The 22,973-nt window shown below is 69.4% G+C and carries 24 protein-coding genes; 10 read left to right on the plus strand and 14 right to left on the minus strand.

Annotated elements, in window-relative coordinates:
- Positions 1 to 36: 36 nt before the first annotated feature.
- Positions 37 to 642 (minus strand): hypothetical protein, encoded by a 606-nt coding sequence (locus AB6A69_RS09635; protein WP_371039026.1) that lies wholly within the window; start codon positions 640 to 642, stop codon positions 37 to 39.
- Positions 643 to 766: 124 nt separating this feature from the next.
- Here AB6A69_RS09635 and AB6A69_RS09640 point away from each other — a divergent pair, with 124 nt between their 5' ends.
- Complete coding sequence (locus tag AB6A69_RS09640) at positions 767 to 2,140, plus strand: cytochrome P450 (RefSeq protein ID WP_371060595.1); 1,374 nt, start codon at positions 767 to 769, stop codon at positions 2,138 to 2,140.
- Between the two features lie 111 nt (positions 2,141 to 2,251).
- Here the strand turns inward: AB6A69_RS09640 and AB6A69_RS09645 are convergent, their stop codons facing one another.
- Positions 2,252 to 4,642, minus strand: a complete 2,391-nt coding sequence (locus AB6A69_RS09645; protein WP_371060596.1) for a DNA topoisomerase IV subunit A — start codon at positions 4,640 to 4,642, stop codon at positions 2,252 to 2,254.
- A gap of 183 nt (positions 4,643 to 4,825) precedes the next feature.
- On the opposite strand from AB6A69_RS09645, the gene AB6A69_RS09650 reads away from it, so the two are divergent.
- From AB6A69_RS09650 to AB6A69_RS09675, 6 genes are all read left to right on the plus strand, one after another.
- Positions 4,826 to 5,404, plus strand: coding sequence for an SH3 domain-containing protein (locus AB6A69_RS09650; protein ID WP_371060597.1), 579 nt, complete (start codon positions 4,826 to 4,828; stop codon positions 5,402 to 5,404).
- Between the two features lie 42 nt (positions 5,405 to 5,446).
- Complete coding sequence (locus AB6A69_RS09655) at positions 5,447 to 6,277, plus strand: SDR family oxidoreductase (RefSeq protein WP_371060598.1); 831 nt, start codon at positions 5,447 to 5,449, stop codon at positions 6,275 to 6,277.
- 77 nt (positions 6,278 to 6,354) lie between these two features.
- Positions 6,355 to 6,561: a twin transmembrane helix small protein gene (locus AB6A69_RS09660; RefSeq protein ID WP_371039031.1), complete on the plus strand. Its 207-nt coding sequence runs from the start codon at positions 6,355 to 6,357 to the stop codon at positions 6,559 to 6,561.
- Between the two features lie 4 nt (positions 6,562 to 6,565).
- Complete coding sequence (locus AB6A69_RS09665) at positions 6,566 to 7,138, plus strand: cob(I)yrinic acid a,c-diamide adenosyltransferase (protein WP_371039032.1); 573 nt, start codon at positions 6,566 to 6,568, stop codon at positions 7,136 to 7,138.
- A 499-nt stretch (positions 7,139 to 7,637) separates the two neighbouring features.
- Positions 7,638 to 8,396 (plus strand): electron transfer flavoprotein subunit beta/FixA family protein, encoded by a 759-nt coding sequence (locus AB6A69_RS09670; RefSeq protein ID WP_371060599.1) that lies wholly within the window; start codon positions 7,638 to 7,640, stop codon positions 8,394 to 8,396.
- Positions 8,396 to 9,325, plus strand: coding sequence for an electron transfer flavoprotein subunit alpha/FixB family protein (locus AB6A69_RS09675; RefSeq protein WP_371056149.1), 930 nt, complete (start codon positions 8,396 to 8,398; stop codon positions 9,323 to 9,325). Before AB6A69_RS09670 ends, AB6A69_RS09675 begins: the two co-directional genes overlap by 1 nt.
- A 55-nt stretch (positions 9,326 to 9,380) precedes the next feature.
- Here AB6A69_RS09675 and AB6A69_RS09680 read toward each other — a convergent pair whose 3' ends face one another.
- Positions 9,381 to 10,220: a DUF6473 family protein gene (locus tag AB6A69_RS09680; RefSeq protein WP_371060600.1), complete on the minus strand. Its 840-nt coding sequence runs from the start codon at positions 10,218 to 10,220 to the stop codon at positions 9,381 to 9,383.
- Between the two features lie 201 nt (positions 10,221 to 10,421).
- On the opposite strand from AB6A69_RS09680, the gene AB6A69_RS09685 reads away from it, so the two are divergent.
- The gene (locus AB6A69_RS09685) at positions 10,422 to 11,297 is read left to right on the plus strand and encodes a 3-hydroxybutyryl-CoA dehydrogenase (protein ID WP_371039036.1); all 876 of its coding nucleotides are present in this window, start codon (positions 10,422 to 10,424) and stop codon (positions 11,295 to 11,297) included.
- A gap of 7 nt (positions 11,298 to 11,304) precedes the next feature.
- Here AB6A69_RS09685 and AB6A69_RS09690 read toward each other — a convergent pair whose 3' ends face one another.
- The 7 genes from AB6A69_RS09690 to AB6A69_RS09720 all read right to left on the minus strand — a co-directional run bounded on the left by AB6A69_RS09690 (position 11,305) and on the right by AB6A69_RS09720 (position 16,843).
- Complete coding sequence (locus tag AB6A69_RS09690) at positions 11,305 to 12,249, minus strand: lysophospholipid acyltransferase family protein (protein WP_371060709.1); 945 nt, start codon at positions 12,247 to 12,249, stop codon at positions 11,305 to 11,307.
- Between the two features lie 61 nt (positions 12,250 to 12,310).
- Positions 12,311 to 12,592, minus strand: a complete 282-nt coding sequence (locus AB6A69_RS09695; protein WP_371039037.1) for an HPr family phosphocarrier protein — start codon at positions 12,590 to 12,592, stop codon at positions 12,311 to 12,313.
- Positions 12,593 to 12,600: 8 nt separating this feature from the next.
- Positions 12,601 to 12,993, minus strand: a complete 393-nt coding sequence (locus tag AB6A69_RS09700) for a PTS sugar transporter subunit IIA (protein ID WP_371039127.1) — start codon at positions 12,991 to 12,993, stop codon at positions 12,601 to 12,603.
- An 8-nt stretch (positions 12,994 to 13,001) separates the two neighbouring features.
- On the minus strand, positions 13,002 to 13,919 hold the full coding sequence (rapZ, locus tag AB6A69_RS09705; RefSeq protein ID WP_371060601.1) for an RNase adapter RapZ: 918 nt from the start codon (positions 13,917 to 13,919) through the stop codon (positions 13,002 to 13,004).
- A gap of 23 nt (positions 13,920 to 13,942) precedes the next feature.
- Positions 13,943 to 14,350: an HPr kinase/phosphorylase gene (locus tag AB6A69_RS09710; RefSeq protein WP_371060602.1), complete on the minus strand. Its 408-nt coding sequence runs from the start codon at positions 14,348 to 14,350 to the stop codon at positions 13,943 to 13,945.
- 72 nt (positions 14,351 to 14,422) lie between these two features.
- The gene (locus tag AB6A69_RS09715) at positions 14,423 to 16,138 is read right to left on the minus strand and encodes a sensor N-terminal transmembrane domain-containing protein (RefSeq protein WP_371060603.1); all 1,716 of its coding nucleotides are present in this window, start codon (positions 16,136 to 16,138) and stop codon (positions 14,423 to 14,425) included.
- A gap of 3 nt (positions 16,139 to 16,141) precedes the next feature.
- Positions 16,142 to 16,843, minus strand: a complete 702-nt coding sequence (locus AB6A69_RS09720) for a response regulator transcription factor (protein WP_371039041.1) — start codon at positions 16,841 to 16,843, stop codon at positions 16,142 to 16,144.
- Positions 16,844 to 17,204: 361 nt separating this feature from the next.
- Between AB6A69_RS09720 and AB6A69_RS09725 the strand changes: the two genes are divergently transcribed.
- Both AB6A69_RS09725 and AB6A69_RS09730 read left to right on the plus strand, forming a co-directional pair.
- Positions 17,205 to 18,803, plus strand: coding sequence for a phosphoenolpyruvate carboxykinase (locus tag AB6A69_RS09725; protein WP_371060604.1), 1,599 nt, complete (start codon positions 17,205 to 17,207; stop codon positions 18,801 to 18,803).
- Between the two features lie 351 nt (positions 18,804 to 19,154).
- Positions 19,155 to 20,843, plus strand: a complete 1,689-nt coding sequence (locus AB6A69_RS09730) for an acyl-CoA dehydrogenase family protein (RefSeq protein ID WP_371060605.1) — start codon at positions 19,155 to 19,157, stop codon at positions 20,841 to 20,843.
- 72 nt (positions 20,844 to 20,915) lie between these two features.
- Here AB6A69_RS09730 and AB6A69_RS09735 read toward each other — a convergent pair whose 3' ends face one another.
- The 4 genes from AB6A69_RS09735 to AB6A69_RS09750 all read right to left on the minus strand — a co-directional run bounded on the left by AB6A69_RS09735 (position 20,916) and on the right by AB6A69_RS09750 (position 22,906).
- On the minus strand, positions 20,916 to 21,203 hold the full coding sequence (locus tag AB6A69_RS09735; protein ID WP_371039044.1) for a hypothetical protein: 288 nt from the start codon (positions 21,201 to 21,203) through the stop codon (positions 20,916 to 20,918).
- 112 nt (positions 21,204 to 21,315) lie between these two features.
- A complete protein-coding gene (locus tag AB6A69_RS09740) occupies positions 21,316 to 21,804 on the minus strand; it encodes an SAM-dependent methyltransferase (RefSeq protein WP_371039045.1) in 489 nt (162 codons plus the stop codon).
- Positions 21,801 to 22,535, minus strand: a complete 735-nt coding sequence (recO, locus tag AB6A69_RS09745) for a DNA repair protein RecO (RefSeq protein WP_371056156.1) — start codon at positions 22,533 to 22,535, stop codon at positions 21,801 to 21,803. The genes AB6A69_RS09740 and recO overlap by 4 nt, the downstream gene beginning before the upstream one ends.
- Positions 22,536 to 22,573: 38 nt before the next feature.
- Complete coding sequence (locus AB6A69_RS09750; protein ID WP_371056157.1) at positions 22,574 to 22,906, minus strand: DUF1491 family protein; 333 nt, start codon at positions 22,904 to 22,906, stop codon at positions 22,574 to 22,576.
- Positions 22,907 to 22,973: the final 67 nt, after the last annotated feature.

The following is a 22,973-nucleotide window of genomic DNA, read 5'->3' on the forward strand; positions in this document are numbered from 1 at the left end:
CCCGGGAAAATCAAGCGCCTGATTGGCCCGGCGCGTCTAGCCGTCGGCGACCTGCGCCGCGGCGCCGGACGTGGTCCCGGGCGCGGCATCCGAAGGCTCCGGGCCGCCGAACCAGCCCTCCTCGCGATGCCGGCGCACAAGCTCCCGCTCGAGCTGCTTGGCCGCGGACACCGACAGGTTGCGCAGCTGCTCCTGCTTGCTGTTGCTGAGCCCCGAGCCGAGCAGGAGCGACTCGCCAGTCGGAGACTCGGTGACCGTGACCCGGAAGGGCTCCTCGTTCAGCTTCGTTCCGGTCGCGTCGTCCCAGACGGTCACGCTGACGATCAGCGCCGAATTGGGCGAGAAGAGGATGGGCACGCCGGGAAGCGCCAGGACGTAGCCGTCCACGCTCACCCCGAAATGGTAGAAGCTGTCGCCTTCGTAGCGGCCGAACCGCTCCTCGATGGCGGCGTCGAGCGCGGCTTCCCACTCTTGCCGCGTGGCCTCGCGCGAGGCCGGACCGATCACCGGCTCGCGCGCCAGGACCACGCTGTGGCCGAGACGGAAATCGCCCAGCGGAACCGGCGGCTCGGCGAGATCGGCCGTGGTGCCGCAGGCGGCGACAAGGCCGAGCAGGGCGAGAATGGCGGAACGTCTGGGCATGCGGGCACTCCGGCACGGGGACGGCCCCCGGATAGCCCAGCGCGCCCGGGCATGCAATTGTCCGGCCGTTTTGCCCGCCGCGGCGCGGCGCCTATATCGCAGGAGCAGTCGAGGGGAGATGCGCGTGACCGGTCCGACCTCCACATCGAGCGAACTACCCGTCCGCGTCGCCCTCGGCACACGGCCGCTCGGCCTTTTCGCGAGCCTCGCGGCCGCGCGGCGCAACATCGTGGAGATCATCCCCGAGGTCGCCACGCGGCAGCCCGTCGTGTCGGGCAAGACCGGCACGCGCTGGCACATGGTCATGGACCCGGGCGCGCTGCGCCGCGTCCTGGTCGAGCGGCTGGACGACTACCCGAAATCGGACGTGACCAAGAGCCTGCTGCGCCCCGCCATCGGAGAGAGCCTCTTCATCGCGGAAGGCGCGCACTGGCGCTGGCAGCGCCGCGCGGCGGCGCCGGCCTTCTCGCACCGCAACGTGACGAGCCTCGCCCCCGTGATGACCGAGGCGGCGGAGCGCGCCACCCACCGGATCGGCGCCGCGGCCGGGCGGCGCGCCGTCAACGTCTACGACGAGATGGTGGCGGCCACCTTCGACGTGATCTCGACGGTGACCTTCGCCGATGGCGAGGGCTTCGACCGCGCGGCCGTGCACGCCGCCATCGACGCCTACGTCACCGAATCCGGGAAGATCTCCTTTCTCGACGTGATCGGCGCCCCGGACTGGGTGCCCCGGCCCGGGCGCGTGGCCTTCGACCCGGCGACGCGCGACATGAAGGCGATGGCCGACCGGGTCGTCGCCGCGCGGGAGGCTCGCGGGCCGTCATCGACGCCCGATCTTCTCGACCTGCTCCGCGCCGGAGAGGATGCCGAGACCGGGCGGCGCATGTCCGACGCCGAGCTGCGCGACAACCTGCTGACCTTCATCGTGGCGGGCCACGAGACGACGGCGCTGACCCTTGCATGGTCGCTCTATCTCTGCGCCTTCGACAGGCGCGTGCAGGCGCGCGCTCAGGAAGAGGCGGCCGCGGTTCTGGGTGCGCGCGCCGCCGGCGCCGCGGATGTGGAGCGGCTGCCCTACATCCGCCAGATCTGCGAGGAGGCGCTGCGCCTCTACCCGCCCGCGGCGGTGTTCTCGCGCACCGCGCAGGTCGAGGATCGGCTTTGCGGCCGCGAGATCCGCCCGGGCGACACGGTGATGATCCCGGCCTACGCGCTCCACCGTCACCGCCTTCTCTGGGAGGCGCCGGACGCCTTCCGGCCCGAGCGTTTCGCCGATCGCAAGGCGATCCGGCGTTTCAGCTACCTGCCCTTCGGCGACGGCCCGCGCATCTGCATCGGGGCGAGCTTCGCCATTCAGGAGGCGGTGATCATCCTCGCCACGCTGCTCGCGCGGTTCCGCTTCACGCCGGTCGCGGGCCGCGATCCGCGCCCGGTCATGATCCTGACCCTCCGGCCGGAAGGCGGCGTCTGGCTCGAGGCGGAGCCGCTCGCCTGACATCGTTGGCCGGGCGAAAAGGCCCCGCGGCGCGGCGACGCGTCCGGGCTCCCTCCGGCCCGGTGGGCGCGACGCAAGGCGGACGCGCGGCCGGCCCGTCGAGGCGACCGGTCAGTTGAAGCGATTGTCGCGCGGAAAACCCCGGGGCGCCATGCGACCGGCCGAGGCACGCTTCGCGGTCCACTCGGCGAGATCGGTCTCGGTCCGGGTTCGACCCGCCGGATCGTGCCACGAAAGCCCCGCCTCGCGCGCGAAGGTCGTCGCGTCCGACAGGCCGCCGTCCTTGTATTTCTGAAGGCGCACGCCCTTGCCGCGCGTCATCTCGGGCAGCTCCTCGATGTCGAAGACGAGCATCTTGCGATTGTCGCCCACCACCGCGACCGCGTCTCCCGCGACCCGCGCACAGACCCGCGCCGTCGCCGGGCCGCGCACGTTGAGCACCTGCTTGCCGGCGCGCGTCTGGGCGAGCACCTCGTCCTCCGGCACGAGGAACCCGTCCCCGGCCGAAGAGGCGACCAGCAGCCGCGCACCCGGGCGATGGATCATCAGCGACACGATTTCGGCCTCGTTGGGCAGATCGACCATCAGGCGCACGGGCTCTCCCATGCCGCGCCCGCCCGGCAGGCCCGCCGCCGACAGCGTGTAGAACCGCCCGTTCGAGCCGAAGAGCAGAAGGCGGTCCGTCGTCTCGGCGTGGAAGATGAAGCGCGGGCCGTCCCCGTCCTTGAACTTGAGCTCGCGGTTGAGGTCCACGTGACCCGAAAGCGCGCGGATCCAGCCCATTTGCGAGCAGACGACCGTGATCGGTTCACGCTCGATCATCGCCTCGATCGGCACGTCCCCGGCCTCGGTCGCCTCGGCGAAGCCGGTGCGCCGCGCCCCGCCCGGCCATTCCCGGCCGAAACGCTTCTTCGTCTCGCGCAACTCCTCGGCGATGCGCGCCCATTGCACGCCCTCGTCCTCGAGCAGGTCCTCGAGCGCCGCGCGCTCCTCCATCAGCCGGTCGCGCTCTGCCGTCAGCTCCATCTCTTCGAGCCGGCGGAGGCTGCGCAGCCGCATGTTGAGGATCGCCTCGGCCTGTACGTCCGACAGCTCCCGGTCGGGGAAGCGCTTCGGCGTCTCTTCATCGGGCGGCGCGTCCGGGTCGGGCACCGCCTCGAGCGTGGCGCGGTCCACCCCGGCCAGCGGAGAGCGATACTCCGCCTCCGATGCCGCCCGCGTCAGCGTCGCCTGATGCGCGCGCGACCAGTCCTCGTACATCATCGCCGCCTTGGGCGCGTCGTCGTAGCGGATGATCTCGATCACGCGATCGAGGTTCAGGAAGGCCAGAAGGAACCCTTCCAGCACTTCGAGCCGGTGGTCGATCCTGGCCAGCCGGTGGCGCGAGCGCCGGACCAGCACGTCGCGGCGGTGATCGAGGAAGGCGCGCAGCACCTCCTTGAGCGAGCACACCTTCGGGGTCAGGCCGTCCACGAGCACGTTCATGTTGAGCGGAACGCGGGTCTCGAGGTCCGAGCTGCGGAACAGCAGGCCCATCAGCACCTCGGGGTCCACGTTGCGCGAGCGCGGCTCGAGCACAACGCGCACGTCCTCGGCGCTCTCGTCCCGGATATCGGCGAGCGGCGGGACCTTCCGGGTCTGGATAAGCTCCGCGATCTTCTCGATCAGTTTCGATTTCGGAACCTGGTAGGGGATCTCGGTGACGACGATCTGCCACTGCCCGCGGCCGAGATCCTCCTTCTGCCACCGGGCGCGCAGACGGAACCCGCCGCGGCCGGTGCGGTAGGCCTGCGCGATGCTCTCCGCGGGCTCCACGATCACGCCGCCGGTCGGAAAGTCGGGGCCGGGAATGTGGTTCAGCAGGGTGTCGTCCCGCGCGTCGGGCGCCTTGATCAGGTGAAGGCAGGCGTCGATCAGCTCCGAGAGGTTGTGGGGCGGGATGTTGGTGGCCATGCCCACCGCGATGCCGGAGGCGCCGTTGGCCAGCAGGTTGGGGAAGGCGGCGGGCAGCACCACCGGTTCCTGCAACGTGCCGTCGTAGTTGTCGCGGAAATCGACCGCGTCCTCGCCCAGACCGTCGAGCAGCGCCTCGGCGAAGACGGTCATGCGCGCCTCGGTGTAGCGCGGGGCGGCGGGGTTGTCGCCGTCGATCGAGCCGAAATTGCCCTGCCCGTCCACGAGCGGATAGCGCATGGCGAAGGGCTGGGCGAGGCGCGCCATCGCGTCATAGATCGCCGCGTCGCCGTGGGGGTGGTAGTTGCCCATCACGTCGCCGGAAATCTTCGCCGACTTGCGGAAGCCCCCGCCTGGCGCCAGCCGCAGCTCGCGCATGGCGTAGAGGATCCGCCGGTGCACGGGCTTCAACCCGTCGCGCGCGTCCGGCAGGGCGCGGTGCATGATCGTCGAGAGCGCGTAGGTCAGGTAACGCTCGCCCAGCGCGCGCCGCAGGGGCTCCGCCGACAGGGGCGCGGGCGCGCCGGGATCTTCGGGATGATCGTTCATGCGGCGGTGATAGCGGCGCCGGGAGGCCCGGTCAAAGCGTAGCCGCGCCGGCGATGCCGAAAGCCCGTTTTTTGGACTCCGTTGACGTTAGGGAATCTGTTAACGTTTTTGCTGCGTCAATTTGCTGCCAAGCGCGACGTAAGGGGTAACAAGGGTTCGGGGGGTGTCGCCATGCGGCGGTTCATGCTGCTCACCTTCGCCATGCTGGGGTGGGCTTTCTACGAGTTGAGCGGCGGGAGCGACTACGCGCCGCGCGAAGGCACGCTTCAGGCCCCGGCGCGAGAGCCCGGCCAGGATGTCGCGCGTGCCGTTTCGCCACCAGCGGCGTCCGTCGAGATCGCGCAGGATGGGGACGGGGCGGTGGAAACCGCCGCGCTTGGGAACGACGCCTTCGGCGTCACCCTGGCAGCGGCCCGCGATCCGGCGCCCGAGGAGGCCGCGGCGCCGGCGCGGGCGGAAACGCCCGGGGCCGTCGCGGGCGCCTCGCTCTTTTCCGACCCGGTGCTTCCGGTCACATCGGCGGGGCCTGCCGGGCCGGCGCCGCTGGCCGCACCGCCAGCAGACATGCGCAGGGTCGCGGGCGCAGCGGTCAACATGCGCAACGGCCCCGGCACGTCCTACAGCGTGCTCGCGCGGCTGTCGCGCGGCGAACGGGTCGAGGTTCTGAGCGATCCCGGCGAAGGCTGGGTGAAGCTGCGCGTGGAGACGACGGGGCGGGTCGGCTGGATGGCGGCCGCGCTTCTCGAGAAGACCGACGCCTGATCCGCTTGCGCGCGCCCCGCGCGCAGCCTACGCCTCGGGGCCATGAGCGCGCGAACCATCCTGATCACCGGCTGCTCGTCGGGCATCGGATACGATGCGGCGCACGCCCTCGCGGCGCGCGGCTGGCGCGTCTTCGCGGCCTGCCGGCAGCAGCGCGATTGCACGCGCCTCGCCGAGGAAGGGCTCGAGACCGTGCAGCTCGACTACACGGACACCGGGTCGATCGCCGCCGCACTGGATGCGGTGCTCGACGCCACGGGCGGCCGGCTCGACGCGCTTTTCAACAACGGGGCGCACGCCATGCCCGGCGCGGTGGAGGATCTGCCCACCGACGCGCTGCGCGCCGTCTTCGAGGCGAACTTCTTCGGCTGGCACGAGCTGACGCGGCGGGTGATCCCCGCCATGCGGGCGCAGGGGCACGGCCGGATCGTGCAGTGCTCCTCGGTGCTCGGGCTCGTCGTCGCGCCCTGGCGCGGCGCCTACAACGCCACCAAGTTCGCGCTGGAAGGGCTGACGGACACGTTGCGCATCGAGATGCGCGGCACGGGTATCCATGTCGTGCTGATCGAGCCGGGACCCGTGACCTCCCGCATCCGCCAGAACGCGATTCCCCATTTCGAGCGCTGGGTGGACTGGGAAGCCTCGCCGAGGGCGGCGCAGTACCGCGCGACCCTGCTCAAGCGCCTCTACCAGGCGCGGGGGCCCGACCGCTTCGAACTGCCGCCCTCGGCAGTGACGAGGAAGCTGATCCATGCGCTGGAGAGCCCGAAGCCCGCGCCCCGCTACCATGTGACGACCCCCACCCACATCGCGGCCGCGCTCCGGCGCGCGCTGCCGACCCGTGCGCTGGATCGGCTGCTTGCGAAGGGCTAGGAAAGCCCTGATTCGAGGTTCGCTTTTGCGCGGCACTCCGCTATGTGGCCCGCAACGCCAGTGAAAGGACCGCCGCCATGGCAAGTGATCCGCTTTTCATCGTGATCCTGCTGCTGCTTCTCGCGGTGGTCGTGATCCTCGCCACCGGGGTCGGCGGCTTCGCGAAAGGCGGCGAGTTCAACCGCAAGCACTCGAACCGGCTGATGCGCTGGCGCGTCGGGGTGCAGTTCGTCGCGGTTCTGGCGATTCTTCTCTTCATCTGGCTACGCGGAACGGGAGGCTGAGCGCATGGTCGTTCTCAACAAGATCTACACGAAGACGGGCGACGCCGGGGAAACCGCGCTGGGCGACGGCGCGCGGGTGGCCAAGCACGCGCCGCGTGTGGACACCTATGGCACCGCGGACGAGTTGAACGCCGTGGTCGGGCTGGCCCGGCTTCACGCCGAGGGCGAGGTGGACGCGGCGCTGTCGCGCATCCAGAACGACCTTTTCGATCTTGGCGCGGATCTCTGCTGCCCCGACATGGACCGCGATCACGAGGCCGAATACCCGCGCCTGCGCATGGTCGATGCCCAGACGCAGCGCCTCGAGGCCGAGATCGATGCGATGAACGAGAAGCTGGAGCCGCTGCGCAGCTTCGTGCTGCCGGGGGGCTCCGCGCTCGCGGCGCATCTGCACCTGTGCCGCACGGTCGCGCGCCGGGCAGAGCGGCTTTCGGTGGAACTTGCCACGATGGAGCAGGTGAACCCCGCGGCGGTGACATACCTCAACCGCCTGTCGGACTGGTTCTTCGTCGCGGCCCGGATCGCCAACGACGACGGGCGCGCCGACGTCCTGTGGGTTCCCGGGGCGAACCGCTGACGGCGAGCGCCGACGGGCGCCCGCCCTCCCCGGGCCCGGAGACGCCATCGCGACCTGACCGCGGCCAAGATGACCCCGCGTTGCGGGCTTCGGGCCGCACGCTGTCCCGGGCCGTTCGGCCGGCGTGACAGAGTGCCGCACCTGCGGTCCGGATCGCGCGCCGCCGGAAGGCAGGTTTCCGGGCCCGGAAAGTGCCGTCCGGACGGCGCCTCGATCCGGCCGGCCCGGCGCGCCCGGAAAAGCGGATGTTCCGGCAGTGCCGCCGTGACGGCGCCGCCCGCGGCGCGGCCCCGGGCATCCGGCGGCCATGGGGCGGAGCGGCAGCGCCGCACCCGGTCGCCGGACCGCGTGAGGTCCCGCGAAATGAAAAACGCGACGTTCTTCGACGCCGGCGTGACGATTTTGCCCTGTTTCCCGCCAGAACGAAAATATATCACCCTCAGGGAACGTGCACCGCGCCGTCGTCGTCGGCGCCGAAACGATAGGGAGAACCACGCGGATGAAGGTACTCGTGCCGGTGAAGCGCGTGATCGACTACAACGTCAAGGTCCGCGTCAAGGCGGACGGCAGCGGCGTCGATCTCGCCAACGTCAAGATGTCCATGAACCCGTTCGACGAGATCGCGGTGGAAGAGGCGATCCGCCTCAAGGAGGCCGGCAAGGCCGAAGAGGTGATCGCCGTGTCGATCGGCGTGAAGCAGGCGCAGGAGACGCTGCGCACCGCGCTCGCCATGGGCGCCGACCGCGCCATCCTGATCGTCGCCGCGGACGACGTGCACCAGGATATCGAGCCGCTCGCCGTGGCCAAGCTTCTGGCCAGGGTCGTGGAGGAAGAGCAGCCGGGCCTCGTGCTCTGCGGCAAGCAGGCGATCGACAACGACATGAACGCCACCGGGCAGATGCTGGCCGCGCTTCTGGGCTGGAGCCAGGCGATGTACGCCAACGAGGTCGGGATCGAGGGCGACCACGCGGTCGTCACCCGTGAGGTGGACGGTGGCCTTCAGACCCTGAAGGTCAAGCTGCCGACCATCATCTCCACCGACCTGCGCCTCAACGAGCCGCGCTATGCCTCGCTTCCCAACATCATGAAGGCGAAGAAGAAGCCGCTCGAGGAGAAGACGGCCGCGGATTACGGCGTGGACGTCGCGCCACGGCTCGAGGTCATCAAGACCAGCGAGCCCGAGACGCGCAAGGCCGGCGAGATGGTGGGCTCGGTCGACGAGCTCGTGTCGAAACTCAAGGAAGCGGGGGTGGTGTGATGGCGGTTCTGCTGATTGCCGAGATCAACGACGGGGCGCTCGCGTTCGACGCCACCGCGAAGGCGGCGACCGCCGCGAAGGAGCTGGGCGAGGTGACGATCCTGGCCTGCGGCGCGAGCGCGGCGGACGCCGCGGCCGAGGCGGCGAAGATCGACGGCGTCGCCAAGGTGCTCTGCGCCGAGGACGCGCTTTACGGCCACCGCCTGGCCGAGCCGGTCGCCGCGCTCGTGGCGGAGCTGGCGAAGGACTACGACCACGTCGTGGCCCCCGCGACCACCGACGCCAAGAACATCCTGCCCCGCATCGCGGCGCTGCTTGACGTCATGGTCATCACCGACATCACGAAGGTGGTGGACGGCGACACGTTCGAGCGCCCGATCTACGCCGGAAACGCGATCCAGACGGTGAAGTCCTCCGATGCGAAGAAGGTCCTGTCCGTCCGGACCTCGACCTTCGACGCCGCCGGCGCCGGCAACTCCGCGCCCGTCGAGACCATCGGCGCCGCGGCCGATCCGGCGCTGTCGGAATGGGTCGAGGACAAGGTGGCGGAAAGCGACCGCCCCGAACTGACCTCGGCCGGCGTCGTCGTCTCCGGCGGTCGCGGCGTTGGCAGCCAGGAGGATTTCGCCCTCATCGAGAAGCTTGCCGACAGGCTCAACGCGGCGGTGGGCGCAAGCCGCGCCGCGGTGGACTCGGGCTTTGCCCCGAACGACTGGCAGGTCGGGCAGACCGGCAAGGTGGTCGCGCCCGAGCTCTACATCGCCGTGGGCATCTCGGGGGCGATCCAGCACCTCGCGGGCATGAAGGACTCGAAGGTCATCGTCGCCATCAACAAGGACGAGGAAGCGCCGATCTTCCAGGTCGCCGACTACGGCCTCGTCGCGGACCTGTTCGAGGCGCTGCCGGAACTCACCGAAAAGCTCGGCTGACCGGCGGAGCCGGACGGAACGCGAAGGCCCGCCCGCAGTGGCGGGCCTTTTCGTTTCAGCGATCCAGCAGCCCGCGCAGGACCGGCGCCAGCGCCTCGGCGGCCTCGGCGTGGGCGCGCGGCCCGGGCAGCCCCCGCGCCGCCGGGGCCTCCACGTCGCGGAACACCATGCCCTCCGTGCCGTCGGCGCGGGCGGCTTCGCTCGCCGCGACCTCCACCACGGTGGCGACGGCGGGCCGCAGGGCTTCGACCATCGCGCGCGTCACGAAGAGCGGTTCCGGCGCGCGGACCTCCACCGTCCGGATCGGAAAGGTGTCAGGCGAATGCTCCGCGAACCACAGAAGCACGACAGGCGCCCCGATCCGCTCGATTAGCGTGCGCATCCTTGCAAGCCATGCCGTCCGCATCTCTTCGCGGAGGGTGGCAAACCGTTTCGGGCAGCGCGCGGCAACGGTCGACAGCATGTGCCCGGTGAAATGGAACTCCGTGAAGTCCACCTCCGGGAAGATCGACCGCATCAGGTCCGATACGCGCACGAAACGGTCGTTCCGGCGCGGATGCACGCTGTAGAAGCGGTTGCTGAGGCTTTGCGCGCCCATCACCTGCACCACGGCGAGCCGCGCGCCCGCCGCCGCCTCCAGCACCGCGGCGTCGTTCGCGAAGGCGTCGACGCCCGCGTTGACGACGCCGAAATTGAGACAGGTCTTGCCGAGCGGCTCTTCCAGAAGGTCCGGGAAGGGCCGGAGCACGAACTTGCCGAAGGTCTCCGTGCCGCCGAGGCAGGCGACGTAGTCGTCCGGCGGCGGCCGGCGGGGCCCGCGAAACAGGAGTTTGGAGCTTCCGTAACGATACGGAGCGTAATCGAGCCCTGCGCGGCCCGGCATTGCGTAGGTCATCACACCCACCACTTTTCTTCTCACCCGGCAGGCAGAGTCGCGGCGCACCGTTGACAATCGGCTAAACGCCCAATTCGCCGAAACTTTTCGAATCCCGCGCGGACTTGGCAAAGCGGCCCCGCTGCCCCTATGGTCACGCACAACAGAAAGCCCTGCGGCGGGACGGCGCGCGGCACGAACCGGATCAGAGGAGCGGTGAGCATGGAAATCGCGAGCGTCGGCATCGTGGGCGCCGGGCAGATGGGCAACGGGATCGCGCATGTCATGGCGCTCGCCGGGTACGACGTGCTCCTGAACGATGTCAGCCAGGAGGCGCTGGACGACGCGCTCGCGCTGATCGACAGGAACCTGTCGCGTCAGGTCTCCCGCGGGAAGATCACCGACGAGGAGAAGACCGCCGCGCTCGCCCGGATCCGGCCCACCCTCGAACTCACCGAACTCGGCCAGACGGACCTCGTGATCGAGGCCGCGACAGAGCGCGAGGAGGTCAAGCAGAAGATCTTCGACACGCTGCACGCGCATCTCAAGCCGGAAACGATCCTGACCTCGAACACCTCCTCGATCTCGATCACCCGGCTCGCCAGCCGCACCGACCGGCCGGAGAAGTTCATGGGCTTCCACTTCATGAACCCGGTTCCGGTGATGCAGCTTGTCGAGCTCATTCGCGGGATCGCCACCGACGAGGAGACGTTCAAGGCCTGCAAGACGGTTGTCGACCGGCTTGGCAAGACCGCGGCCTCGGCGGAGGATTTCCCCGCCTTCATCGTCAACCGCATTCTCATGCCGATGATCAACGAGGCCGTCTACACGCTTTACGAGGGCGTCGGCAGCGTCGAATCGATCGACCAGTCCATGAAGCTCGGCGCGAACCACCCGATGGGGCCGCTCGAGCTGGCCGACTTCATCGGGCTCGATACCTGCCTTGCAATCATGAACGTGCTGCACGAGGGCCTGGCCGACACGAAATACCGGCCCTGCCCGCTGCTCACGAAATACGTCGAGGCCGGGTGGCTGGGCCGCAAGACGCAGCGCGGCTTCTACGACTACCGCGGCGAGACGCCGGTGCCCACGCGCTGATCGCTTCTCAGCGGCTGTTCGCCGTGCCCGGGCGCGTCAGCGGGGCGGACCCGACCCCGGGCGGCCGCGCGCTTCCGGTGTGCCCGACCGACAGCGTGCGCTCGCGCAGCCATGCCACGAAGCCGCGCGGATTGTCGGCCCAGCGCTGGATTTCGTCCCGCTCGATCACCTCGCCCACCCTGGGCGCTTGCGGACGGTTCAGCGCGTGCACGACCTCGTGCAGAAGCAGCCCCTGCCGCAGCGTCGCCGAGATGCGGTTGGCCATCTGGTACCACCGCGAGTTCTGTCCGGGGAAATACACCGGCAGCACCCGGGCGCCCGAGCGCTGGATCATCTTCGCGGTGAAAGGGTTCCACTCCGCCTCGACGGCCGGGCCGAACAGGGTTCGGGACGCCGCAACGACACCCGACGGGAAGAGCACGATCGCGCCGCCGTCCTTCAGATGCGCCATCGCGCGTTTGCGCATCTCCAGGTTCTGCTGAAGCGCGCCCTCCTCATGGGCGAAGGGCACCGGGATCATGAAATGCTCGATCTCGCCCACGCCGGTCAGCAGCGAGCGCGTGAGAATCTTGTAGTCGGTGCGGCGGCGCCCCACCAGTTCGGCGAGGACCATGCCGTCCACCAGCCCGTGAGGGTGGTTCGCGGTGATGACGAGCGGCCCCTCCCGGGGAATGCGCGCGATCTCCTCCGGCGGCGTCTCGAGCTCGATCCCCATCGTGTCGAGCGCCTGTTTCCAGAAGGCCTGGCCGCAGGGCACGCCCATCGCCTCGAATGTCCGGATGAGGCGCAGAAGCTTCATCTTGCCCGTCAGCAACTCCATCGCCTGGATGGTCCGGACCTGGAGGGGATTGGTGAAGGTGTTGGCATAGCTCAGCCGCCGCCGGTCATAGGGGCGGTCGGACAGGTTGGACCCGTCGCCCTGCCCCCGCACGACATCGGGACGGTTGTGCATCAGCACGGGACGGTGCTGCGAGCTGTCAACCAAACTGCCGGACCTCCCTCGCCCTGCCGGTTCACATGTCCTCGCCGAAACGGTCGGCCACCAGAGCCTCCAGCGCGTCCGCCAGCGCGACGGCATCGGGTCCGGACGTCTGAACCTGAATAGAGGTTCCCCTGGAGGCTGCCAACATCAAAAGCCCCATGATCGAGTCCCCCGATGCCATGTGCCCGTCGCGGCTGATCTCCGCCGTCGCGTCGAAGCCCTCGACCACCTCGACGAGCTTGGCGGAGGCGCGCGCGTGCAGCCCCTTCTCGTTGACGATCTTCAGGACACGGGTGGTGCAATCGCTCGGCATGGCTGGGCCTAGTCAAGGGAAATGTTCTGGCTGTCAATATACTTCCGCCCCGCCTCGAGCGCGTCCCGCACCGCCTCCGCGAGGCCGAGATGGCGCGACTTGGACAGCTTGATCAGCATCGGCAGGTTGGCGCCGTAGAGAATGCGCCGGTCGGCCGGCGCGCTGGCGCGCAGCGACAGATTGGAGGGCGAGCCGCCGAACATGTCGGTCACGATCACGACGCCTCCGCCCTCGTCCACCGCGTCGGCCGCGGCGCAGATCTCGCGCTGCTTGGCGTCGCGGTCATGGTCGGCCTCGATGGAAATGGCACGGATGCCTTTCTGCGCACCCACCACGTGCTCGACGGCGGCGAGGTATTCCCGCGCAAGCCCGCCATGGGCGACGATCACGATGCCGATCACGGGGTGTTTCACGCCGCTGGCGCTCCCTCCGGTGCGGGCCCGGCGGCGGGATCGTCCTGCCGCTCCAGTTCGCGATGCCTTATTGACACCGGCCAGCCGGCCTCTGCAAGGGCAGCGGCCATGTCCTCGGCCGCCGCGACGGATCGGTGCCGCCCGCCGGTGCAGCCGAAGGCGACGGTGACATGCGCCTTGCCCTCCTCCCCGTAGGCCGGGAGAAGGAGGCCGAGCAGGTCCCAGAGGCGGCCGAAGAAGGCCGCGTATCGCGCATCGGCGCGCACATGCGCGGCCACCTCCGGATCGGTTCCGTCACGGTGGCGCAACTCCGGCTGCCAGTGCGGATTGACCAGGAAGCGGCAGTCGAAAAGAAGATCCGCCCCGGGCGGGAGCCCCCGCTTGTAGGAGAAGGACTGCACCGAAACCGCGAGCGTCCCGCCGTTCTCCGGGGCGCACCAATGCCGGATCTCCGCGCGAAGTTCGTGCGGGGTAAGTTCGGAACTGTCGATGAGGATGTCGGCGCGCGCGCGCACCGGCGCGAGAAGGTCGATCTCGCGCGCGATGCCGTCCTGCGGCGTCTCCGCGGGGGCGAGCGGATGGCGGCGCCGGGTCTCCGAGTAGCGGCGCAGCAGCACGTCCGGCCGACAATCGAGATAAAGCAGGTCGCCCGCGACACCGTCCAGCCCGGCAAGCCAGTCCGCCAGTTCGAGCATGGCCGCGACCGAGAAATCGCGGTTGCGCGCATCGATGCCAAGGGCGAGTGGCCGGCGCGGCGGCGGCCCCGACAAGAGACGCGGCAGCAATCCGAGCGGCAGGTTGTCGATCGCCTCGTAGCCCAGATCCTCGAGCGCGTTGATCGCGGTGGTGCGGCCCGCGCCAGCGGGCCCGGTCACCAGCACCACGCGCTGCCGCGGGATCGACGTGGTTTCCATGTCCTCTGTTACGGGCATATGCCTCACGCGAAGCGACCGCAGGTCAGGTATTGCAGTATCGCGGCCGGAAAATGGCCCGCCTCGGAATTGTGAACCACCGGCAGGGACACGCCAAGAAGATCCCGCCGGCGCAGGGGCGGCAGCCGCGCGGTCTCGGTGCGGTCGAGATCCACCAGCAGGCCGAGCAGCGTGGGCCCGGCCGCCCGCGCGTGCAGAAGGCCGACGCCCCGCGCCTCCACCAGGCCGCGCAGCGCGGGGGGCGCGTCCGCCACGATATGCGGGCCGGCGCGGCGCACCACGACGCGATCGTCCGCCACAAGCAGCGCACCCCGCGCGAGGCATTCCAGCGCGAGCCGCGACTTTCCCGCCCCCGAACGCCCGAGGACCAGGGCAGCGCGGCCCTGAAGGGCGATGCAGGCCGCGTGCAGCACCGTTTCCTCCGGACGGGGGTCGGGCGACGCCTCGCCCGCGATTTGGGAAGGGCGGGCGGCGTCGGGCACGGCTCAGATCGGCAGGCCGACCACGAAGCGCGCGCCCAGCGGCTCCGAAGTCGGGTCGGCCTCCGTGGGACGGATGTTCTCGGCCCAGATCACGCCGCCATGGGCAACCACGATCTGCTCGGAGATGGCGAGGCCCAGGCCGGAGTTGTTGCCGAAATCGTCCCCGGGCCGCTCCGAGTAGAAGCGCTTGAAGATCATTTTCTCGGCGCCGGCCGGGATGCCGGGGCCGGTATCCTCCACCACCACGAGCACGCGGTTGTCGCGGCGGCGCGCCCACATCCGGATCGCGTCACCCTCTTGGCAGAAGCTGATGGCGTTGGTGATGAGGTTCACGAAGACCTGCGCGAGCCGCGCCTCGAGCCCGTGCACGATGATCTTCTCGTCGGGCAGGTCGAGGATGAAGTCGATGTTCTTGGCGCGCGCCTCCTGGCCGAGGTACTGGCCCAGGTTGTCGAGCATCTTGCAGAGATCGAAGGCCTCTTCCTCTTCCTTCACAAGCTCGCTGTCCAGCCGCGACGCGTTGGAGATGTCGCTCACCAGCCGGTCGAGCCGCCGCACGTCATGGTCGATCACGTCCAGGAGCTTCTGGCGGTGATCCTCGCGGCTGGCCACGCGCAGCGTTCCCACCGCCGAACGCAGGCTCGCGAGCGGGTTCTTGATCTCGTGCGCCACGTCCGCGGCGAATTGCTCGTTGGCGTCGATCCGTTCGTAAAGCGCGTTGACCATGCCCCGAAGCGCGCCGGACAGGCGGCCGATCTCGTCGGGGCGCGCGGTGAGGTCGGGGATGCGCACGCGGCCCGGCCCGCCCATGCGCCCATGTTCCCGCCGGTCGCCGATCTCGGCGGCGGCAGCAAGCTCGTGGAGCGGGTTGGCGATGGTCGACGCCAGCACGAGGCTCAGGCCGATGGAGACGAGGATCGCCACGACGAACATCTGCAACACGCGCTCGCGCTCCGCGCGCACCATCTGGTCGATCTCGCCGGCCGCGCTCGCCATGGCGACGACGCCCACGGCGCGCCCGTCCAGCATCACGGGGGTCGCAACGGTGATGACGCTGCCGCCGGTCGTGCCCGTCGCCGTCTCCACGACCGTCCGTCCCGAAAGCGCCGCAGTCACCGCCGGGCCAAGCTGGGCCTCGACCGAGACTACCGGCGCGTCGCCGACGAGGTTCGCGGCCCCCTCCAGCATGTCCCAGAGCCGGGACAGCGTGTCCGAGAGAACGGTGCGCGCCGCTTCCTCGCGGAGCAGCCGCAGGGGTTCCGACCCGGTTTGCCCCTCGCGGTGCGCGATCGGGGTCCCGGCCTCATCGAAGACGAAAACCTCCACCCCGCGGCGCAGGTCGAGCCCGTCCAGCGTCCGAGGGGGGGCGAGCCCTTCCTCGCCGCCGAGCGAGGTCGGCCCATCCGCGCCGAGCTGCGCCTCGAACACATCGGCCACGAGCTCCACCTCGCCGACGAGCCCCGCGGCCCTCTGCAGCGCGAGACTGTCACGGGAGGAATTGAGATACAGGATGCCCGCGACGAGGATGTTCAGGGCGATCAGGTTGAAGACGATGATCTTCCTGGTCAGCGGAGATCGGCGCAACGACAGGAGCCCGCGCCGCTCGCGCGGGGTATCGCGGAGCGTACCGTCGGGCGCGACCCAGTCCTCGCCCAGGACGAGATCGGCGTCGCGCCTTTTCGGGGCCTGCCCCAAGCCCGTGCCCTCCGCCAGAGCCATCCGTTATTCTTCGTTGTAGCGGTAGCCGATCCCGTAGAGCGTCTCGATCGCCGAGAACTCGGTATCCACCCCGCGCATCTTCTTGCGAAGCCGCTTGATGTGGCTGTCGATCGTGCGGTCATCCACATAGACCTGATCGTCGTAGGCCACGTCCATGAGCTGGTCGCGGCTCTTGACGAAGCCGGGCCGCTGGGCGAGCGCCTGCAGCAGCAGGAACTCGGTCACGGTGAGCGACACGTCGTTGCCCTTCCACGTCACGGCGTGGCGCAGCGGGTCCATCGTGAGGTTGCCGCGCACCATGACCTTGGTCTCTTCGGTGGTGCCCAGCACGTCGCCGGCCACCGCGTCCTGCCGGCGCAGAAGCGCGCGGATCCGCTCGACCAGCAGCCGCTGCGAGAAGGGTTTCTTTACGTAATCGTCCGCGCCCATGCGCAGGCCGAGCACCTCGTCGATCTCGTCGTCCTTCGAGGTCAGGAAGATGACCGGCATCGACGACTTCTGGCGAAGCCGCTGAAGCAGATCCATCCCGTCCATGCGCGGCATCTTGATGTCGAGGACCGCCATATCGGGCATCCGGCGGTTGAACGCCTCCAGCGCCGACTGGCCGTCGTTGTAGGTCTCGACCTCGAAACCCTCCGCCTCCAGCGTCATGGCGACCGACGTGAGAATGTTCCGGTCGTCATCGACCAGTGCGATCTTCGACATGCCAGCTGTCCTTGTGCTGCTCTTGTGCTCTTCGAGTTTTTCCATGACCATGAGCTTCCTCCGCGTTTCGATCAATCCCACACAGCGATTCGGCTCGAGACTACGAGGCGATTGCGCCACAATTTGGTTAGCGGCGGCTGAATTGCGGCATTCCGTGGACAACGCCGCGACATTCGCCGGCGATGATTGCGCTAACCACCCGCGTGGTTGCGCTAACTGAACCGGGTTCCCTGTTCACCTCTTGCGGGCGCGTGCTAAGGACGCGACACCAGCGGTGCCGGGCAGCCCTCCCCGGCCGGGCGCGTGGGCCCGGTAACGGAGATTGCGGCGCCGGTATCGCGGCGAAAAGGAGCGAGCCAAGATGACCATCGGACGGGTGAACCCGAACTTCCGCCTCGAGGACCAGGGCATCGCGAAGGCCGGCACTGTCCATTACAACCTTACCGAGCCGGCGCTGGTCGAAGAGGCGCTCAAGCGCGGCGAGGGTACGCTCGGCCGGGGCGGCGCGCTTCTGGTGACCACGGGCAAGTTCACCGGCCGTTCGCCCCGTGACAAGCACGTGGTCCGCACGCCGGACGTGGCCGACCACATCTGGTGGGACAACAACGCCGAGATGTCGCCCGAGGGCTTCGACGCGCTTCACGCCGACATGCTGGCGCATCTCGAAGGGCGCGACCTCTTCGTGCAGGACCTCGTCGGCGGCGCCGACCCGGCCTACTCCATCGACGTTCGCGTGATCACCGAACTCGCATGGCACGGGCTTTTCATCCGCCACCTGCTGCGCCGGCCCGAGCGCGCGGCGCTCGACCGGTTCACCGCGGACTGCACGGTGATCAACGCGCCCTCCTTCCGCGCCGATCCCGAGCGTCACGGCTGCCGCTCGGACACGGTGATCGCGATGAATTTCGAGAAGAAGATCATCCTGATCGGCGGCACGGAATATGCCGGCGAGAACAAGAAATCCGTCTTCACGCTGCTCAACTACATCCTTCCCGAGAAGGGCATCATGCCGATGCACTGCTCGGCCAATCACGCGCCGGGCAACCCGGTGGACACGGCGGTCTTCTTCGGGCTCTCGGGCACCGGCAAGACCACGCTCTCGGCCGACCCCGAGCGTGTGCTCATCGGCGACGACGAGCATGGCTGGTCCGACCGCGGCACCTTCAACTTCGAGGGCGGGTGCTACGCCAAGACCATCAACCTGTCGCCCGAGGCCGAGCCCGAGATCTACGCCACCACGCGCAAGTTCGGCACCGTGATCGAGAACATGGTGTTCGATCCCGAAACGCTCGAACTCGATTTCGACGACGACAGCCTGACCGCGAACATGCGCTGCGCCTACCCGCTGGACTACATTTCCAACGCCTCGGACACGGCGCTTGGCGGGCATCCCAAGAACGTCATCATGCTCACCTGCGACGCCTTCGGCGTGCTCCCGCCCATCGCGCGACTCTCGCCCGCGCAGGCGATGTATCACTTCCTGTCGGGCTTCACCTCCAAGGTCGCGGGCACCGAGCGCGGCGTGACCGAGCCGGAACCCACCTTCTCCACCTGTTTCGGCGCGCCCTTCATGCCGCGCCGCCCCGAGGTCTACGGCAACCTCCTGCGCGAGAAGATCGCCAAGCACGGCGCGACCTGCTGGCTCGTCAACACCGGCTGGACGGGCGGCGCCTATGGCACCGGATCACGCATGCCGATCAAGGCGACCCGCGCGCTGCTTTCGGCGGCGCTCGACGGGTCGCTGTCGGAGGCGGAGTTCCGCAAGGATCCGAATTTCGGCTTCGACGTGCCGGTCGATGTTCCCGGCGTGGCCGAAGTGCTGCTCGACCCGCGGCGCACCTGGGACGATCCGGACGCCTACGATGTGCAGGCCCGCAAGCTCGTGCAGATGTTCGCGGACAATTTCGAGAAGTATGTTCCCTACATCGACGAGGACGTGAAGGCGGCGGCCCTCGGCTGAACCGCGCGACGCCCTGCCCCCGGGCAAGGCGCCTTCGTCGTGTGCTGCCGTCCCCCCGCCACGCGGGTAGGGCGCCATGCCTTCGGGGCGCGGCATCGGTCCGGCGCTTTCCATGCCCGTCCTGTGCCGCTGGCACCGGCCGTATGGCTTTCGTGGGCAGATGGATTAGCTCGAACCCCATCAACGCACGGCGCGGGGTCTGGCGCGTGCCGCCGGGACGGCCCCGTGACACTGCGCCGCAGCGAAACGGGGGCGCAACAATCGGTCGAAAGGCCGCAGGTACGGGCATTTTTATTGCGCTGCGCCTGCAAAACCACTAGGACACCGCAACGCAGGACAAGGATGTGAATCATGGCCCATGACGGACAGGACCTGACCGCCGCACCGCAAGTTATCCTCCCCGGTCTCCTCGGACTGACGGCCGCGGCCGTGGCCCCGGCCGAGACGATCCTGAAAACGGCCACCGAGCGGCTGCGCGCCGAGGTGACGGAAGACGGCCGCGTGTCGGGCACGCTGGTGGAGCTGCACCAGACTGCCGCGCACGGCCTCGCATGGCTGGCGACTTACGTCGAATCGCTGCGCCAGATGCAGGCCTGGGCCGAGAAGCTGGACGCCGAAGGCCGCTTCGGCGAGACCGAGCAGCTGATCCTGCAGATCGCCTTCGGCGAATACCTCTGGCAGATCCAGGGCGGCATCCCCATGAGCCAGGGCGAGATCCTGCGGCTTCAGGACATCGGCCTCTCGCAGGAGGACATGCGCGCGCTGATGGCGCCCGAGGTCCTGACGCTCACCCGGGAGGGCAACACCCAGGCCGCGCGCACGCGCCTCGTGGAGCTCATGCAGGAGCGCGCCGCAGAGGCGACCGTGGGCGCCACGGGTCTCGACGAAGAGCTCGAGATGATCCGCGAGCAGTTCCGCCGCTACGCCGTGGACAAGATCGAGCCATACGCGCATGACTGGCACCTCAAGGATGAGCTCATCCCCATGGAGACGATCCGCGAGCTTGCCGAGATGGGCGTGTTCGGCCTCACGATCCCCGAGGAATATGGCGGGCTGGGCATGTCGAAGGCCTCCATGTGCGTCGTCTCCGAAGAGCTCTCGCGCGGCTATATCGGGGTGGGCTCCCTCGGCACCCGGTCGGAAATCGCGGCCGAACTCATCATCTGCGGCGGCACCGCCGAGCAGAAGGAAAGATGGCTTCCGGGGCTCGCCTCGGGCGAGGTTTTACCGACGGCCGTCTTCACCGAACCCAACACGGGCTCGGACCTCGGCGCGCTGCGCACCCGGGCGGTCAAGGATGAAAACGGCGACTACCTGGTCACGGGCAACAAGACGTGGATCACCCACGCCACGCGCACCCATGTCATGACGCTGCTCGCGCGCACCGATCCCGAGAGCACAGACCACCGCGGCCTGTCCATGTTCCTGGCCGAGAAGACGCCCGGCACCGACGAGAATCCGTTCCCGACCGACGGCATGACCGGCGGCGAGATCGAGGTTCTGGGCTACCGCGGCATGAAGGAGTATGAACTCGGCTTCGACGGCTTCCGCGTGAAGGGAGAGAACCTGCTCGGCGGCAAGGAGGGCAAGGGCTTCAAGCAGCTCATGCAGACCTTCGAGAGCGCGCGCATCCAGACCGCCGCGCGCGCCGTTGGCGTGGCGCAGTCCGCGCTCGACGTGGCGATGCGCTACGCGCAGGATCGCAAGCAGTTCGGCAAGCCGCTCATCGCCTTCCCGCGCGTCTCCGGCAAGCTCGCCATGATGGCGGTGGAGATCATGGTGGCGCGCCAGCTCACCTATTTCTCGGCCTTCGAGAAGGACGAGGAGCGGCGCTGCGACCTCGAGGCCGGCATGGCCAAGCTTCTGGGCGCGCGCGTTGCATGGGCCGCGGCCGACAACGGGCTCCAGATCCACGGCGGGAACGGCTTCGCGCTGGAATACGGGATCAGCCGCATCCTGTGCGACGCGCGCATCCTCAACATCTTCGAGGGCGCCGCGGAGATCCAGGCGCAGGTCATCGCGCGGCGGCTGCTCGGCTGAGCCCCCGCACGGCCCCTTCAAGGGTCATCGCAAGGGCCGCCGCCCCGTCCGGGCCGGCGGCCTTTGCATGTTTCACGACCCCGACCTGCCGTCGGCGCGCTCCACGGCCGAGGAGATGTCCTTCCACGCGCTCTCGAACCCAGCCTTCAGCTCGTCCCACGCGCCATCGCCGGCCGCCCGCATCCGGTCGAGCGTGGCGCGCGCCTCGTCCGCGCGTTCCTGCAAGGCGGCGACCCGGCGCTCGTAGTCTTCGCGGGCCTCCGCCTGGTCCTTCTCGGCCTTCTCCTTCAGCTCGTCGATCCGGCCATCGAGCCAGTCGAGCTGATCCTCGGCCCGCGTGATATAGGTGTTTCGATCCATCTCCTGCCTCCCTCCAGCCGCGCGCCCGCCAGGGGTATGGCGGAACGCATCGGCTGCAGTGAACCACGCCGCCGCGCGCGGCGCCACGGCGAACCGGCGCCGGCGCGCAGGATCATTGTGGTCCGGCACCCTCGGGCCGGTCGATACCGGGCAGCCACGGCTTGATATCGAGCACGGGTGTCCCGTCGAAGGCGTCGGTCGCGTCGATCTTCAGCACGCCCGTGTCCATGTCCAGCGACACGATCCGCACCAGCTGCATCGTCACCGGATTCGGCCGCACCGGCGAGCGAAGCGCGAAGGTGCCGCGCGGCCCGTCGGCATGGGCCGGCGCCTGCACGATGAGGTCGCGCCGCTTGGCCCCGAACCATGCCAGAAGCCAGATCCATTGATCCTCGGCGAGCCCGCGCAGCCCCGCGCGGTAAGGTGCGTCAAGTTCGATCCTTGCGTTGCCGCCGCCTCTCTCCCGCGCCTGACGCATGTTGCGCGGACAGTCGCCCGCGCGCCAGTCGGACCGGATGCGCCCGATGAAGCAGAGCCCTGCCTCGGGTTCCGCGCCGGGCTCGAAGCCGAGCGCCACCTCGCCGGGGCGCGCGCCGCTCATGCCCGCGCGCTTTCGCGGGCCAGCAGGTCGACGTAGCGCTGACGCGCCTGCGGCAGCGGCCGGTCTCCGAGCTGCGGCGCGAGATGGTGATGCAGGAAATGCCCCGTGGTGCCGAGCGCCTGCGCGATCTCGTCCTCCTCCGCCTCGCCCGCGCCGACGAGGCAGGGCGGCAGCGGCAGAAGGCGATCCGCCCAGTCTCCGGCCGCCGCGCGCGTCACCGCCCGACCCGTGCGCGGGGAGACGTAGGCGAGCCCCTCGGTCGCGCCCGTCACGGCGCAGGCCGACAGGTCGAGGCCGAATCCCATCTCCTCGAGCAGCGCAAGCTCCCAGCGCAGGTAGGCGAGCGGCCAGAGCTCCGCCTCGGGCAGAAGGTCCATCAACGCGACGCTGCGGCGATAGAGAGCGGGGTGCGGGGCGCGCTCGGGCAGGCAGAAGGCCAGCAGCGCCGTGACCGCGGAAAGACCGGCGAGCGCCCGCCTGTCGCCAAGCGCGGTCGCCGCGCGGGAGCGCACGGGCTCCACCGTGAAGCTGCCGATATGCTCTTCCAGCCGGGCGCGCCACGCGAGGTCGAGCTGCGCGCCGGGCTGCAGGATCGGCGCGACGCGGCGCGAGGTGCCGCCGCGCACGACGCCGGCGTGGCGGCCATGCGCCTCGGTGAAGACCTCGATGATCGCCGCGCTTTCGCCGTGCGGACGCACCGCCAGCAGAAGCCCTTCGTCACGCCATTCCATGCCGCAACCCTGCCCCGCGGGGGCGGCGCTGTCCATCCTCAGCCGTCGAGCCCCGGCTCGTCCAGCAGGTGCCGGCCCGCGCGATCCTCGACCTCTATCACCCAGAGATCGGGATCGACGGCACGCTGGCGCGCGACGGCGGCGTCCACCTCCGGCTCCGGCCCCTCGGCCAGAACCTCCCAGCGCCGCGTTCCCGCCATCGGGTCGGAGAAGCGCGAGAAGACCCGCGCACGCCCGTCGAGCGTGGCGAGCTTCACCAGAACCGCGCCCGCCTGGGGGTCACCGCGCGCCGTGACATAGGCCGGCACCCCGGCGAGCGTCAGACGCCGCAGGTAGGCCTCCACCCAGAAGCGCGCGGTCAGCCGTTCCATGCGCATCGCCCCGCAACCCCGGCGCACCCTTGCCGCCGCGCGCCGCGCGTATAGCTTGCGGAACGAA

This window comes from Rhodosalinus sp. 5P4 (genome assembly GCF_041365695.1).
In the GTDB taxonomy this organism is placed as follows: Bacteria; Pseudomonadota; Alphaproteobacteria; order Rhodobacterales; family Rhodobacteraceae; genus Rhodosalinus.

Bases quoted from the DNA above. Each gene is read 5' to 3' on its own strand.
- AB6A69_RS09685 (WP_371039036.1), top strand. From the start codon at position 10,422: ATGGAAATCGCGAGCGTCGGCATCGTGGGCGCCGGGCAGATGGGCAAC.
- recO (WP_371056156.1), bottom strand. From the start codon at position 22,535: ATGGAATGGCGTGACGAAGGGCTTCTGCTGGCGGTGCGTCCGCACGGC.
- AB6A69_RS09645 (WP_371060596.1), bottom strand. From the start codon at position 4,642: ATGAACGATCATCCCGAAGATCCCGGCGCGCCCGCGCCCCTGTCGGCG.
- AB6A69_RS09675 (WP_371056149.1), top strand. From the start codon at position 8,396: ATGGCGGTTCTGCTGATTGCCGAGATCAACGACGGGGCGCTCGCGTTC.
- AB6A69_RS09730 (WP_371060605.1), top strand. From the start codon at position 19,155: ATGGCCCATGACGGACAGGACCTGACCGCCGCACCGCAAGTTATCCTC.
- AB6A69_RS09665 (WP_371039032.1), top strand. From the start codon at position 6,566: ATGGTCGTTCTCAACAAGATCTACACGAAGACGGGCGACGCCGGGGAA.
- AB6A69_RS09695 (WP_371039037.1), bottom strand. From the start codon at position 12,592: ATGCCGAGCGATTGCACCACCCGTGTCCTGAAGATCGTCAACGAGAAG.
- AB6A69_RS09720 (WP_371039041.1), bottom strand. From the start codon at position 16,843: ATGTCGAAGATCGCACTGGTCGATGACGACCGGAACATTCTCACGTCG.
- AB6A69_RS09670 (WP_371060599.1), top strand. From the start codon at position 7,638: ATGAAGGTACTCGTGCCGGTGAAGCGCGTGATCGACTACAACGTCAAG.
- AB6A69_RS09735 (WP_371039044.1), bottom strand. From the start codon at position 21,203: ATGGATCGAAACACCTATATCACGCGGGCCGAGGATCAGCTCGACTGG.
- AB6A69_RS09750 (WP_371056157.1), bottom strand. From the start codon at position 22,906: ATGGAACGGCTGACCGCGCGCTTCTGGGTGGAGGCCTACCTGCGGCGT.
- AB6A69_RS09725 (WP_371060604.1), top strand. From the start codon at position 17,205: ATGACCATCGGACGGGTGAACCCGAACTTCCGCCTCGAGGACCAGGGC.
- AB6A69_RS09655 (WP_371060598.1), top strand. From the start codon at position 5,447: ATGAGCGCGCGAACCATCCTGATCACCGGCTGCTCGTCGGGCATCGGA.
- AB6A69_RS09740 (WP_371039045.1), bottom strand. From the start codon at position 21,804: ATGAGCGGCGCGCGCCCCGGCGAGGTGGCGCTCGGCTTCGAGCCCGGC.
- AB6A69_RS09680 (WP_371060600.1), bottom strand. From the start codon at position 10,220: ATGACCTACGCAATGCCGGGCCGCGCAGGGCTCGATTACGCTCCGTAT.
- AB6A69_RS09650 (WP_371060597.1), top strand. From the start codon at position 4,826: ATGCTGCTCACCTTCGCCATGCTGGGGTGGGCTTTCTACGAGTTGAGC.
- AB6A69_RS09660 (WP_371039031.1), top strand. From the start codon at position 6,355: ATGGCAAGTGATCCGCTTTTCATCGTGATCCTGCTGCTGCTTCTCGCG.
- AB6A69_RS09715 (WP_371060603.1), bottom strand. From the start codon at position 16,138: ATGGCTCTGGCGGAGGGCACGGGCTTGGGGCAGGCCCCGAAAAGGCGC.
- rapZ (WP_371060601.1), bottom strand. From the start codon at position 13,919: ATGGAAACCACGTCGATCCCGCGGCAGCGCGTGGTGCTGGTGACCGGG.
- AB6A69_RS09690 (WP_371060709.1), bottom strand. From the start codon at position 12,249: ATGCACAACCGTCCCGATGTCGTGCGGGGGCAGGGCGACGGGTCCAAC.
- AB6A69_RS09635 (WP_371039026.1), bottom strand. From the start codon at position 642: ATGCCCAGACGTTCCGCCATTCTCGCCCTGCTCGGCCTTGTCGCCGCC.